We start from the raw sequence: 14,147 nt of genomic DNA on the forward strand, positions 1-14,147 counted from the left end.
TACCATTGGTCTTCTGACCGTAGTTTTGTAATTCATCTATGGAATCAAGTAAGTATTACATGCTAACCTTCACCATCGCAGGGCGAAGTACTTTATCCTTCAGCATGTAGCCCTTCTGTACCTCTTCAACAACAATGCCTTCCTCATGCTCATCACTTTCGACCTGCATGATGGCCTGATGAAACTCTGGATTAAATGGCTGCCCTACAGCCTCCATCGCACGTACACCCTCTGCTGTGAGGACGCTCTCCAGTTGACGGAAGATCATACTTACACCCTTCGTGAAGGATTCTCCTTCATCGGATTGTGGAGCACTAGCCAGTGCACGCTCAAAATTGTCTAGGACCGGTACCAACTCGGTAACCAGCTTCATAGATGCGTACTTCGCAAGCTCTTCCTTCTCCTTCTGGGTACGGCGGCGGAAATTGTCGAAATCCGCTTGCGTACGAAGGAGACGTTGCTGCTGCTCTTCCAGTTCGGCGGCTAGACGACTCTGTGCGCCAGCTGTCTCAGCTGCAGGCTCCTCTTGTTGAGCGGCTTCCTGCCCTTGTGCTTGCACATCTTCGTTAACCGTTTCTGCAGCAGTTGCAGAAGCTTGCTCCTCAGTATTCACTGCCTCTTCCCCTTGAAACGTTTGATTGTCTTTCAAGATGTTTCACCTCCTTCGATCACTTGCTGCGAGTAAGAATTCAATCATTGTACGGTTACTGTTATTTGAAGCGTTGACTCAACATATGGGTAAGATCCTTGGAGAGTATACCCAGAATATTGATGACTCTGGCATATTCCATCCGTGTCGGGCCCAGAATGCCAATCGTGCCAAGAGCTTCCCCATCTATAGCATAGGTAGCCGTAATGAGGCTACAATTGGAAAAGGCCTCGTGATGATTCTCCGTGCCAATTCGCACCTGAATGTCTGGAGCACCCATGACAGGGGTCATCATTTTCAGGAGCGTAGGAGTCTCCTCCAGTAAATCCAGAATATCCTTCACCTTGTCTACATCCCTGAACTCAGGCTGTGTCAGCATATTCGTGGCACCACTCAGATATAGACGCTGATCACTCTCGTTCTCAAGTGTCTTATCCAGCACATCAATGACGTTCTCGATCTGGGAGATATGACGCTCCATCTCCTGGCCGAGCACTGTGTGCATTCGTGTCTTCAACTGGTAAATGGGCGCGCCCGCCAGCTTGGCGTTCAGCATGTTGACGATATTTTGCATATCCGAGAAGGACACACCCTCCGGTATCGAGATCGTCTTATTCTCCACTTGGCCAGTGTTAGTCACGATAATGGCCACCGCTGAATCCTCATTAAGGGGCAACAGCTGAAAATGGCGCAACGAAGTATGAAAAACCTCCGGTCCCAGCAGGATGGAAGTGTAGTTCGTCATATGCGACAGAACATTGGATGCATGCTGGATAACCTGCTCCATAGCATTTAGTTTTTGTGCATAAAAAGCCTTCAGCTCTCTCATCTCTGCAGATGCAAGCTTGCTGAGCGGCACCAGATGATCCACATAATAGCGATATCCCTTATGTGAAGGAATCCGTCCGGCAGAGGTATGGGGCTGTTCCAGATAGCCCTGCTCTTCCAGGTCCGACATCTCGTTGCGGATGGTTGCCGGGCTGAAGCCGACATCTTCTCTCTTGGATATGCTGCGGGACCCCACCGGCTCAGCCGAACGAATATAGTCGTCAACTATAGCATTTAGTATTAACCTTTGACGCTCGGTCAACATGCGAGTTCCTCCCTTGCTGTCCAAATGATGTAATGTATTTTCTTCAAACCAAATACAATATCTGCATCCACAATCATCCATAATCATTAGCACTCACTCAAGTTGAGTGCTAAGCGATAATACAAAAATACCAAACCGACCTGATTGTTGTCAAGTCAGTTCAGTACTTTGAGTACAGCTATTTCATCACAAGCATGCTGCTTGCTGCAATGGATGCAATCGGTCCACACTTTTTCAGGAAAGATATCCTTCGTCACTACCGCGAACCCGTTCTTAATGAAGAAAGACACCTCGTAGGTCAGAGCCATAATCTTGGGAATCCCCTGCTTCTTCGCCTCGACGATAAGCTGATCCACAATCTTGGAGCCGATGCCCATTCCCTTATGGCCTTCGGAAATACCAAGCGAACGAATTTCCACCAGATCTGTGCCCAGTCGGCAAAGAGACCCACAGCCAACCACTTCGCCATCAACCTCGGCCACCACGAAGTGTTCAAGTTGACGATGCAGTACCTCCCGTGATCGCGGAAGCATAATTCCTCGCTCTGCATATCCGCTAATCATCTGATATAAAGGTTCCACATCCTCGGGAACCGCACTCCGACATATGACCTGCTTGCACACCGATGACATCCGCTCTCCTCCTGACGCCTGCTGTAAGATACGAATAAATATACAACATGACGTATAGAATTGCAAGCGAGGAATTAGATGTTTTTTTGAATCCATACAACATCAAGCTATGAAGGTTATGCAGCATCTTACAGCCCAATACACCTGCCTTTACACGCGCATGGCATAAGCATGTGGCAGCACTCTCGGCAGACTGAATTCCAGTTAATCCATTTCGCATACTTCTATATAATCTGTTTAATTATACGCTCTGCGTCTTGGAGGCAGCACCGATGAACTCAGCAAATACATCATTGCCAAAAAGGATGCCCTGTGCGCTCAGGCGGTATCCGTCTGTAATCGGCTCCAGCAGACCTCTTTGCAGCATTTTTTGGAGGGAAGCAGAGAACACCTCATCCATGGATTGACCAAATTGTTGCTGAAAACGACTTATTGAAGCTCCTTCATGCATCCTCAGGCCCACCATCATGAAATCCTCCATAGCCTCTTCCATATCAATATCGACGCTATCCAGTCGTGGCAGCCGCTGCATTGCAGCTTCATTATAGGCATTAACTCCCTTAATGTTAATATGACGCAGGCCTGCCGCATAACCATGCGCACCAGCTCCCAGACCATAGTATGGCTCGTTGCGCCAATATGTCATGTTATGTCTGCTCTCATAGCCTGGCTTGGCAAAATTACTGATCTCATACTGCATGTATCCGGCTGCCTTCATCCGATCCATAAGCAGCTGATACATCTGGAGCTCGTCATCCTCATGCGGGAGCGGTAGCTGGTTCTTCTGAAAGAGCGTATGGAAGAGGGTATTCTCCTCCACCTTGAGGCTGTAGATCGAATAATGTGGCAGGCCAAGCTCAAGAGCCTTGGTCACACTTTCGTCCAGCATTTCCACCGTCTGATTCGGCAGGCCGAACATGAGATCAATGGACAGATTGTTCAAGCCGACCTTCTGGGCATTCTCAAGACTGCGGTAGACATCATCCGTATTATGAATACGTCCTATACCTGATAGCAGCTGATTCTGGAATGCCTGCACCCCGAAGCTGACACGGTTTACACCGCCTTCCTTCATGACTGCGAGCTTCTCCAGGTCTGTAGTACCCGGGTTAGCCTCCATAGAAAATTCAATATCCTCGGCCCAATTCGGGAAATAAGTCCGAACCGATTTCAAGAAATAATCCATCTCGCTAGGTGTAAGCACCGTCGGTGTGCCGCCACCTACGAAGATGGTCTTGATGGTCCCTGGCGGGTGCAGTTGTACCGTCTGCTCCATTTCGCGCGCCAGCGCTCGCAGATAATCCATGACAGGCTGGTCCTTCAGGACGTAGGAATTGAAATCACAGTAAAAACATTTATTCGTGCAAAAAGGGATATGAATATACACGGCCTGTGGTGCAGACGCATGCTGTCCCTGTTCAAAAGCTGACATATTGTTCACTCCTGCTGAACCAGACTCCGCCAATCAAGAATCGGCCCGTATATTTGGAAAGGGAAAGCCTGAAGGCTTTCCCTTGGTATATTGGCTACTCATCAATTTTCAGTACGGCCATGAAGGCTTCCTGAGGTACCTCTACATTACCAACCTGCTTCATCCGCTTCTTGCCTTCCTTCTGCTTCTCCAGCAGCTTACGCTTACGGGAGATGTCACCACCGTAGCACTTGGCAAGTACGTTCTTCCGCATTGCCTTAACCGTCTCCCGGGCAACAACCTTCGTACCCACAGAAGCCTGAATCGGCACTTCGAACATCTGACGTGGAATGAGCTCACGCAACTTCTCACAAATAATGCGTCCGCGATGATATGCACGTTCACGGTGCACAATGAAGGACAACGCATCCACTTGCTCTCCATTCAGGAGGATGTCCATTTTGACCAGATTGGACTGGCGATAGCCTGATAGCTCATAGTCAAAGGAAGCATACCCCTTCGTGCTTGATTTCAGCTGATCAAAGAAATCGTAGACGATCTCGGATAGTGGGATCTCGTATGTGATCGTAACACGAGTCGTATCCAGGTACTCCATGTTCACATACTCACCACGCTTGGACTGACACAGCTCCATAACTGTTCCAACATAATCGTTAGGAACGATGATTCCCGCCTTCACGTACGGCTCCTCAACATAATCAATACGCCCAATCTCTGGATAGTTCGAAGGATTATCAATCTGAATCATCGAGCCGTCCGTCAATTGAATTCGATAGATAACGCTCGGTGCCGTCGTAATAAGAGGAATATTGAATTCCCGTTCGATCCGCTCCTGAATGACATCCATATGCAGGAGGCCAAGGAAGCCACAGCGGAAGCCGAAGCCCAGGGCGCTGGAGGTCTCTGGCTCGAAGCTCAGGGAAGCGTCATTCAACTGCAGCTTCTCCAGTGCTTCACGCAAATCATTGTAGTCTGAGGTCTCGATTGGATACAGTCCACAATACACCATCGGATTGATCTTACGGTAGCCTGGCATCGGCTCGATAGCTGGATTCTTGGCATCGGTGACCGTATCCCCGACACGCGTATCACCGACATGCTTGATTCCAGCCACGATGAAGCCAACATCACCGACATTCAGCTCGTCCACAATACTCATACGTGGCTTGAAGGCACCAACCTCAATAACTTCGAAGGTTTTGTCCGTTGCCATCATTTTAATCTTGGAGCCCGCTTTAATCTTTCCATCAACTACCCGCACATACACAATTACACCCTTGTACGGGTCATAGTGTGAGTCAAAGATCAACGCCTTCAACGGCGCATCAGGATTCCCTTGCGGAGCAGGGATTGACTTTACAACTTGCTCCAGAATCTCCTTGATCCCAATCCCTGCCTTAGCAGATGCTAGAACTGCCTCGCTCGTATCGAGGCCAATAACGTCCTCAACTTCCTGCTTTACCCGGTCAGGGTCCGCACTAGGGAGGTCTATCTTGTTAATGACTGGCAGAATCTCCAGATCATTATCCAACGCCAGATACACATTTGCGAGCGTCTGAGCTTCGATCCCCTGAGCCGCATCCACTACGAGCAGAGCACCCTCACAAGCCGCAAGGCTTCGGGATACTTCATACGTAAAATCGACGTGTCCTGGTGTATCGATCAGATTCAGGATATATTCCTCTCCGTTATCTGCCTTATAAGTTAGACGTACCGCCTGCAGCTTGATTGTGATGCCGCGTTCGCGCTCCAGATCCATCTGGTCGAGCACCTGTTCCTGCATTTCACGAGAGGTCAGAGCACCCGTATACTCAAGAATACGGTCCGCCAAGGTTGATTTTCCATGGTCTATATGTGCAATGATACAAAAGTTTCGTATTTTCTGCTGTCTTGCCAAAATGTCTGTCATGCCTTACCCCCACACCACCTAGTGTCAATCGCTTCATTATACCAGTTGAAGAGTAAGGCTTCAATATGAACAGCTCAAGGCTTCTATTCCGTCACTCCTTCGAACATGGAGACGACCAGATGAATCCCTTTCTTGGATAGCCTTTGCAGGAGACCTGCGGTCTTATCCGCCATGACGTCAACCGAGGCTTGCTTGCTCTTCGCGACAGGAACAAGTGGAACAAATTTCTCTTCTGTCAGGCTCGCATCAGCTATCGTCTGCTTGATCGGTACCTGTGGTTGCATCGCTAACGATTGCTCCGTCGTCTGCGTTATCGGCTGCGACTGCCCCCGTGCTGCTTCCGTTGCTTTTGGAGCTGTCTCGGTGATCACTGTCTGACTCAGGGTACCTTGTTCCCGAGCTGACTCTGGCTGGTCCCATGTAGGTCCGTATACCGTGCGCATCCCCGATCCAGCCAATTGCATCCCCAACAGCATGCCCATGCCAACCAGACAGGTAAATACGATAGCCTTGGTTCTGAAGCGAGCCATGATTATTTCCTCCCAACATAACTTTGCTTGTTTTTTGAACAACCTCACTTGACATAGTGTAAATATGCTGATGAATTTCAGCTTATGATTCCAAGCCATGAGGTTAAGTCATGAACCTACTATTATCCGCTCTATATCTATCTGCTCGTTAATGTTTGTCTGTTCCAGGCGCCTCTGGAAGAGGCTCGCTCGCTTTCACCGCGGCCTGATCCTCCCAATACACTTCTGCAATCGCATCGGCCAGCACCTCGGATGTGCGCTTTAGCTCTTCATCATTGTTATCAATGCCACCAACCTCCACCAGGATGCCATTTGGGGACAGGGATTGATTATATTCGCCGTTATTCCCTCCCCCTTTATCCTTGCCCCAGATTCCTCGTGAGAGGCCCGGATACTTTTGTTCGAGCTTCGCATGTATACGATTGGCAAATGCTTCATTTTGCCGCCAGTTCTTATTGTCATGACCGATGATAAAATAGAGCTTGGCATATCCCGTGCCATTAATCGTCGCAGTAGTCTTGGCATGGCGTTGTGAATCACGATGGATGTCAATCAGATAAGTAAGCTGCTTATTCATGCTCATCGCTTCCTTCACGGTCTGGCGTGAATATTTATAAGAATAATTCCAGTTGTAATCCTGGATTGTCGTCACATAGTCCTCCTGAGCATGGAACGTACCGACCCCTTGCTGCTCCAGCCTTTTGGCTACATAATCCCCCACTCTGTTCACTGTGGCCTTAGGGGAGGCGGAGTTCGGATTCGTACTTGCTGAGCTAAGCAGTGGGTTGTACGCTTCTCGCGGATGTGAATGGTAGATTAGTACTTCTTTGGTTACAGGGCCCTTTGTCTTGCTAGAGTCAATAGATGAAGGGTTCTTGACTGGGCCTGATCCATCTGCCCCCTCTGTACCTCCGCCCGTGCCTTCTGAACCACCATCACCAGCACCTGAGCCACCTCCATCAGGACCAGCAGCTTCACCATCCTCAGCATGTGATGAATCGACCAAGCCCGGATCTGGCTGATAATCCTCCGGTGCCTCCACCTGTAGATTCCCTGAGCCGGAGCGCAGCAGGACCGGATTCCCTGAGGCCATTCCAGGAATCTCCCTGGCAATGAGGCTTTTGGGATCCTGTGGATTTACACCGGTCAGCAATTGAAATGCAAATGTGCTTACTTGCTCTCCAGACAGGACGGATACCTTTTTATCTGCACTTAGATGGGGAATCTCCATACCTAGCATATCTGCAAAAAAATCAGAAGGAACTGACGACGCAAAGCCTTTCATAGACGAGACGGGAGAGGATTGAATGCGCTGCTCCACCAGTCCTCCGAGACCTAGCAGCACAAATAGCACGGCTGTACCAACCATTAGCGCAATCAGCGTCTGCCCCATACTCAAGATTCTCAGCCCTGTACTCTTCCATTTTGCAACGTTCCAGATTTGATATTTGCTCATCTCAGGGATGTCCTCCTTCCATTTAAGCCCTACCAGGGAATCTCTCATACTTCAACTCTATGAACGAATGGAAGATACTAGAACAAAATAGGAGAAAAAAGACCACATTTTCTCCGGAGAGAAATGCGGTCCCTTGTGTCTTGATCGTTCATCAAATACGTAAGTAACGCTCAACTACTCAATGCGTATAAGCGGCAACATTGTCAGGATCGACCGCTTCATGCAATGCGGCATTCAATCCCGTAGCTATAATATTGGATATGTCCTCAATGAACTTGTCCACTTCCTTAGGTGTCACGATCAGGTCATGCCCGAGCGGCTGTAAGACCTCCTTCACCAGCATGAGACGCTCCTGCTCGGAGATCTCGTCGAGCATACCTAGAATAGCTCGTTTCGTGTTAGCACCGAAATGAGACTTCATTAATTCAATGGAGTCATTCACGATGGTCGAAGCATAGCATACTGTTGGTACCCCAATCGCGATACATGGAATGCCCATGATGTCTTTCGTAATTCCTTTTCGCTTATTCCCAATACCAGAACCGGGATGAATGCCAATATCCGCAATCTGAATGGTCGTGTTGATCCGTTCCAGAGAGCGGGAAGCAAGCGCATCAATTGCAATCACCAGATCAGGACGAGTACGTTCAACGATGCTTTGCACGATTTCACTGGATTCGATGCCTGTGATGCCCAGCACCCCTGGTGCAATGGCACTGACTTCGCGGTATCCGGGGCTGATCTGATCAGGCACCAATTCGAAATACTGCCGCGTGATCATGAGATTCTCAACTACAAGAGGCCCCAATGAATCCGGTGTGACATTCCAGTTACCGAGTCCAACCACCAACACCTTGGCCTTCGGTCCAATCCCTATCTTGGTCATGAATTGTTCCATCTCTCTAGCAAGCACCATAGATACCTGATCCTGAAGAGGTGTATCACCCTCCCGCAGTTTAGGGACCTCCAGCGTTACATAATGCCCCACGACCCGACCAATTTGACTGGCCCCTTCTTCATTCTCTACATCCAGCCTCGTAATTCGAATATCGTCTTCATTCTCCACCTGCTCCCAGACACCCGGTATAGACTGCTCACGGCCCTTGCCAGCCAGCTCTTTCGCTTCTATGGCCAAATCCGTCCGAACGGAGTATTTCTGCAAATCCAGCTCCATCATTATCCTCCTCTATACACATGTTCCTCTTATTGTGCTGGAGAGATGCCAACTTTATGCATCATTTATTAGACCACACATTAGACTACACATTAGACCGTTCATTAGAACATACATTAGGTCGTCTTCTGCTCCCACCCATACGTTTCTTGTTTTGAATAGCAGACTTCCTTATAATCTGAGGTACTAGGATATACCTTGATCGAAACGTCAATCTTAACAGCGGTCGATAGGGATCACCGCGTGCAACAGCTCTATACTCAGATTTAATGCGATCAAGGTACAAGGACAAAGATCAATAAGAAGGTGAGTCTTGTTGAAGCGATTTGAGGATGAAGTAGGCTTTAAATACAATTTCTATGTTATTCTCCGCCGGGGAGAGCAAGTGGATGTCAAATGCAGACAATGTGATGGACATGCGTACATTTTGAGCAAGAACGATCAATTGGAGTGGCGCTGCACACAGTGCTACACCCGACAAGTGGAGCAACCTTTATATCAGTATTATGCCAAGAAGGTCTGCACCAGCTGCGAGCGCTGGTTCAATGTACAAATAAAGGATGAGAAACGTACCCTGCACAAATCGGCTCATGTGCCCTGTCCTCATTGCGGATGGATTCAATTATGTGAGCTACACCGCAAGCCAGCGTATCAAGGATGTTACCCGGACATTCGAAATGGGCGCGATCCTATCTTTCATCTCGAATTATATTTTCTGGACTATGTGCGCGGCAAAGTCGTATGGGCCATGAATCGAGCTCATTTGAATTATCTAATCTCCTACGTGTCGGCGGATTTGCGGGTAAGGCGCTATGCTACGCCTCTCAGGACAGCATCTCACACCATACCTGCCTATATGAAACAAGCCAAGAATAGAGCTGATGTCGTTCGGACGTTGAAGAAGCTGCAATACAAATAAGAGCAACGACAGCAATAACAGGGCGTCCAGAATTAGCAAAAGGCCGTATCATCCATTGAAATAGGTTTTTCACAAAATAATAGTTGAAAACATCGTCCATATACCGCATAATATATTTTTATCGCATAAGCCGTGAGAAAATACAGATCATTGGTTGAAGTAACGTACTTATCCATGTTTTGTATTGCATTTTACATAGGCTCATGCTAAAATATTTTAAGTTGTGAAACGTTTGTGTTCATAGTAATGCCTTTACAGGAGGTGAATGGAATGCCGAACATTAAATCCGCTGTTAAACGCGTAAAAACGTCTGAAAAGCGTCGTGCGTTGAATGCTTCGCAAAAATCCGCGCTTCGTACTGCAGTTAAAGCTGCTGATACTGCGCTGGCTAGCAACGAAGTTGAAACTGCAGCTGCTGCTTTCAAAGCTGCTTCCACAAAGCTGGATAAAGCCGCTACTAAGGGCCTGATCCACAAAAACGCTGCAGCTCGCAAAAAATCCCGCTTGGCTAAAAAGTTGAACGCTCTGAAAGCTCAAGCGTAATGCGCTTCTTCATATGATGATGACAAAAATCCTGACCAGCCCGTGCTGATCAGGATTTTTTGGTTGTTTCTATAATTTTGCTATAGAGGCTCGATTGCACAGCACTCCTAAGCTGACTGACCCGTTCCTAGCTTCAGGAACAGAAGCTCAATCCCCAACACTTTATCAATCTGACCGCTCTTCATACGATAGTCCAGCTCAGCCAGCTCATGAAGCATGCTGCTAAGCTGCTGTAAGCTGAAGCGCCGCGCCTGCTCTCCAGCGATCTTCACCGCATAGGGATGAAGGCTCAGCTGTCCAGCAATCTGCTGTTGCGAATAGTTCTGGCGCATAAGCTCCTTGACCTGGAGCATGATACGGAATTGCCTTGTAATCAGCGCTGCAATCTTGATGGGCTCCTCCCTCTGTTTCAGCAACTCATAGAAGATCGCGAGCGCATTCTGAATACGCAGATTGGCCAGCTCCTCCACCATAACGAACACATTTTGTTCCGTACTTCGTGGCACAAGCTTTTCAATATCAGAGCTGCTCACAGTCCCGCCCCGTCCCGCATACAGACAAAGCTTATCGATCTCAGCAGCCAATGTCTCAAGCCCAGTGCCTGCATAACGAATTAGCAGCTCCGCTGTACTTGTGTCCAGCATGACCTGCTGTTCTTGTGCCTTATGACTGATCCATTGCAATAGATCATCACTACCAAGCGGAGAAAAGTGCAGTACCACACCCACGCTCTTGAGCTGCTTCACAAGCTTCTTACGCTCATCCAGCTTGTCTGCATAGACCACAAAGACGATGACGCTATATTCCGCTGGCTGTTCAATGTAGCTCAGCAAAGTCTCAATCCGGTGCTCGATCTTGCTATTGTCCTTGGCAGCCGACAACAGATTGGAGTCACGCACGGTTATAAGCTTGCTCGGCACGAGAAACGGCGCCGTGTTCGCTTCCTCCACTACAGCCTCAATCGGCGTATCCGTCAGATCATATGATGCCACCGCGAACTCCTGGTGATCTGGCTCAATCATTTGCTCCTTCAGCGTATCAAGGAACTGCTTCATCTGATATTTCTCCGTACCATACAGCACATAGATCGGGGCAGTTTTTCCTTTGCGAATAGCCTGCATCGCTGATTTAACATCCATTCCAACACCCCCACCGATTTATCCTACCAGATATCAGCTGTTGGGGAAAGAGCGCTCGCACAACAAGTCCCATATGTACAACGACTATTAACGTAATTTCACAAAGGACTGACCGCTTTTGCTGCAGGATTCTTACAAATAATGAATGATTCAGCCCCGCTGAAAGCTTATAAATTCTGTTATCTTCAAAAAAAAAAGGCCAGCCGGGAGCTTCGCCCCGTGCTAGCCAATACAGCATATTTGTAGCTCTTTCACCTAGATAATCATCGAGTCTTTGCGTAATTGTACCATTACTGACCTGCCGAACGAGGCACGGTATAGGTATATTTGCTGGTAATCCCGTCTTGCTCTGTCTCATAAGTGAAGGTCTTGCTATCGTCAGACCAGTTGCCTGATACCCATGTTCCGTTCAAGGTTCGGACCTCCATGGATACTTTGCCAGCGCCACTATTCGTCAGTTGATACACGGTAAGCTTCTTTCCTTCAACAACAACTGAATATTGCCCGTCTGGCGAATTCGTTGCTGCCTCTCCGCTGCTACTAGTAGTTGCTGAACCTGTATTGCCCTTGGTTGCCCCGGTATCACTAGAGCTAGGAGTACTGCCAGTATTACCAGCACTTCCAGAATTTCCAGTGTTGCTGGATGTATCCGTACTTCCGCTAGCTGGACTATCTCCTGTAATGGACATCATGAGTTCAGGATCCTCGTTAATTTGAATTTCCTGAATGAGCATATCATTATGGCTGAATTCCTGCTGCTCAGAAGAAGCCATGTCTCCGTTCAATTCTGGATTAGCTTTTGGTGCCTTATCCATAGGAGGTTCATCTGCATGGGTACTCTCTGCTGGCTGATCCACCTCTTGTGAGAGAAGTGAACGACTGTTGGCACTCGACTCTTGCTGGGAGGATGAAGCAGGGTCCTCTTTCTTAGAATCTGTGGAGTCAGAGGCCGCCGGCCTGCCACTCTCCTTGGAGCTTGGTTCTTCGCCTGTACGAGAAGACCTTTCGGCTGGAGAATTATCTTCTGCTGAGGACTGGGCTGGTTGCGATTTATCATCCGATGGCGGGGCTTCATTTTGTGCAGGCTGATCGCCATTTTCACGCTCCACAGCTTCGCCCGTTGAATCCTTGGCCTTCACGCCTTCATCTGCAGGTGACGTGGAATTTATATCGTCGGATACGGAGGGCTCCTGTGCAGATCCACTTCCGTTACTCGTCTCCGTCAATCCTTTGTCTTCCTGCTGCAATTGGCTTGACATAACGTCTGCATTTTGGAGTTCTTGAGGTTGGTAGGTCATCACGACGATTCCAAGTACAGCCGCTGCAGCGGCTACGCCGATCGTAACTCGTCCACCTGTGCGATTCCACCATGGAAGTGGTCTGCTACGTTTCATACCGCTTGGCTCCTGCTGAGCAGACATTGGTTTCATTTCCTGCAATGTACTACTCTGTTCCTTGCGAGCTTCGTCGATCGCATCCAGCTGAGGCATGATAGCATCGACCAGACTGAACTTGGGCGTGACGGCAGGCAGCTGCTCTAGCTCTTGGGACAACGCCTGCAGAATTTCGAACTTCTCTGCACAGTCATCACACTGGGCTACATGCTTCAACAGCTGTACCGTCTCATCTTCGCCCAGATCGTGATCAACATAACGCTGCATCCAGTCCATCACATCATCGCATTTCATCCTGATACACCACCTTTCTGATATTCTTGGAGCAGCCCCTGAAGCTGCTGTCTTGCACGGTACAAATAAGATTTGACGGTATTCAAAGGCAGATCAAGTGCATCGGCAATTTCGTTGTAAGAAAAATCCTGAAGATAACGGAGCACAACAACCGTACGATGATGCTCGGGCAGCAGGTTAATCGCTTCTCGAACATCCTGTGCCATATAGGTCGTTAGCACCTCAGCCTCCACGTTTTGCGAATCACTAAATACTAATTCATGCTCATCCATGGACACCGATGGCTTTGTGCGCCTGAATTTGTCAATACATATATTCGTCACTATGCGCTGCACCCACGTCTTGAACTGGGCTTTCTCTTCATAGGAGTTGATCTTGGAATAAATCCGGATCAGTGCCTCCTGAGCAGCGTCCATAGCATCATGCTCATTATTCAGGATATAATAGGCAGTTCGATATACATGCTGTTCTATTTCTCTTAAAAGGGTAACTAGTGCGTCGCGATCGCCAGATTGAGCAGCTCTGATGAGCTCCTGCTCTACCACAAGGGATCCCCCTCTCCTTGTTAATATTACAGACGGATTCAGATTTTAGATTGTTGCACCCGAACTCTGTATTTTTTTCATTTTGTTAAGAGTAATTATTGGAAATACCTTGGCTGCCGAGCTTCATTTTTTGGGTTCCCACATTGGCTATACCTGGGGTTCTACACATCAACAAGAGGCTTCTCTGATAAGAACATACTGTCGATTGCAGTCCAAAGAATTAGGCCCCAAGAACAGCCTGGATCAAATGAGTAGCAAACTTACAGGACCTATGTATGAAGGGACACATTTCAGGACCCATGAACTAATAGTAACATATGTCGAGAAGCTCAGTCAGTCTGAGCCGCACTCTATTATATTCCAGCTAGCTCAATATAAAATAGCATATTATCCGAAGTAAATGGCCCTACGGAAAGCTTATCTAAGAATAACAGAAAA

General features: G+C 48.2%; 13 protein-coding genes. 2 read left to right on the top strand and 11 right to left on the bottom strand.

Features of this window, described 5'->3' with window-relative positions; all coding sequences use genetic code 11:
* Positions 1-55: 55 nt before the first annotated feature.
* The 8 genes from grpE to gpr all read right to left on the bottom strand — a co-directional run bounded on the left by grpE (position 56) and on the right by gpr (position 8,875).
* The gene (gene grpE, locus MKX74_RS18360) at positions 56-649 is read right to left on the bottom strand and encodes a nucleotide exchange factor GrpE (RefSeq protein WP_341179361.1); all 594 of its coding nucleotides are present in this window, start codon (positions 647-649) and stop codon (positions 56-58) included.
* 61 nt (positions 650-710) lie between these two features.
* On the bottom strand, positions 711-1,742 hold the full coding sequence (gene hrcA / locus MKX74_RS18365; protein WP_018887951.1) for a heat-inducible transcriptional repressor HrcA: 1,032 nt from the start codon (positions 1,740-1,742) through the stop codon (positions 711-713).
* A 155-nt stretch (positions 1,743-1,897) separates the two neighbouring features.
* Entirely contained in the window at positions 1,898-2,374 is a 477-nt protein-coding gene (locus tag MKX74_RS18370) for an N-acetyltransferase (protein ID WP_018887952.1), read from the bottom strand.
* A 241-nt stretch (positions 2,375-2,615) separates the two neighbouring features.
* Positions 2,616-3,806: a radical SAM family heme chaperone HemW gene (gene hemW, locus MKX74_RS18375; RefSeq protein ID WP_341179362.1), complete on the bottom strand. Its 1,191-nt coding sequence runs from the start codon at positions 3,804-3,806 to the stop codon at positions 2,616-2,618.
* A gap of 94 nt (positions 3,807-3,900) precedes the next feature.
* Positions 3,901-5,715 (bottom strand): translation elongation factor 4, encoded by a 1,815-nt coding sequence (gene lepA / locus MKX74_RS18380; protein ID WP_018887954.1) that lies wholly within the window; start codon positions 5,713-5,715, stop codon positions 3,901-3,903.
* 83 nt (positions 5,716-5,798) lie between these two features.
* Positions 5,799-6,245, bottom strand: coding sequence for a hypothetical protein (locus tag MKX74_RS18385; protein ID WP_341179363.1), 447 nt, complete (start codon positions 6,243-6,245; stop codon positions 5,799-5,801).
* 148 nt (positions 6,246-6,393) lie between these two features.
* Positions 6,394-7,701 carry a stage II sporulation protein P gene (locus MKX74_RS18390; RefSeq protein ID WP_341179364.1) on the bottom strand — a complete coding sequence of 436 codons (1,308 nt, stop codon included), beginning with the start codon at positions 7,699-7,701 and terminating at the stop codon, positions 6,394-6,396.
* Positions 7,702-7,879: 178 nt separating this feature from the next.
* Positions 7,880-8,875 (bottom strand): GPR endopeptidase, encoded by a 996-nt coding sequence (gene gpr, locus MKX74_RS18395; RefSeq protein ID WP_341179365.1) that lies wholly within the window; start codon positions 8,873-8,875, stop codon positions 7,880-7,882.
* Positions 8,876-9,191: 316 nt separating this feature from the next.
* Here gpr and MKX74_RS18400 point away from each other — a divergent pair, with 316 nt between their 5' ends.
* Positions 9,192-9,794, top strand: coding sequence for a hypothetical protein (locus MKX74_RS18400; protein ID WP_341179366.1), 603 nt, complete (start codon positions 9,192-9,194; stop codon positions 9,792-9,794).
* Between the two features lie 270 nt (positions 9,795-10,064).
* Positions 10,065-10,337, top strand: a complete 273-nt coding sequence (rpsT, locus tag MKX74_RS18405) for a 30S ribosomal protein S20 (protein ID WP_018887959.1) — start codon at positions 10,065-10,067, stop codon at positions 10,335-10,337.
* Positions 10,338-10,444: 107 nt separating this feature from the next.
* On the opposite strand, the gene holA is transcribed toward rpsT, so the two are convergent.
* The 3 genes from holA to MKX74_RS18420 all read right to left on the bottom strand — a co-directional run bounded on the left by holA (position 10,445) and on the right by MKX74_RS18420 (position 13,709).
* Positions 10,445-11,476, bottom strand: coding sequence for a DNA polymerase III subunit delta (holA, locus tag MKX74_RS18410; protein WP_341179367.1), 1,032 nt, complete (start codon positions 11,474-11,476; stop codon positions 10,445-10,447).
* Between the two features lie 290 nt (positions 11,477-11,766).
* Positions 11,767-13,164 (bottom strand): zf-HC2 domain-containing protein, encoded by a 1,398-nt coding sequence (locus MKX74_RS18415; protein ID WP_341179368.1) that lies wholly within the window; start codon positions 13,162-13,164, stop codon positions 11,767-11,769.
* A complete protein-coding gene (locus MKX74_RS18420; RefSeq protein ID WP_018887962.1) occupies positions 13,161-13,709 on the bottom strand; it encodes an RNA polymerase sigma factor in 549 nt (182 codons plus the stop codon). The genes MKX74_RS18415 and MKX74_RS18420 overlap by 4 nt, the downstream gene beginning before the upstream one ends.
* Between the last annotated feature and the right edge of the window lie 438 nt (positions 13,710-14,147).

The organism is Paenibacillus sp. FSL K6-1230 (genome assembly GCF_038002385.1).
GTDB classification, from domain to species: domain Bacteria; phylum Bacillota; class Bacilli; order Paenibacillales; family Paenibacillaceae; genus Paenibacillus; species Paenibacillus massiliensis.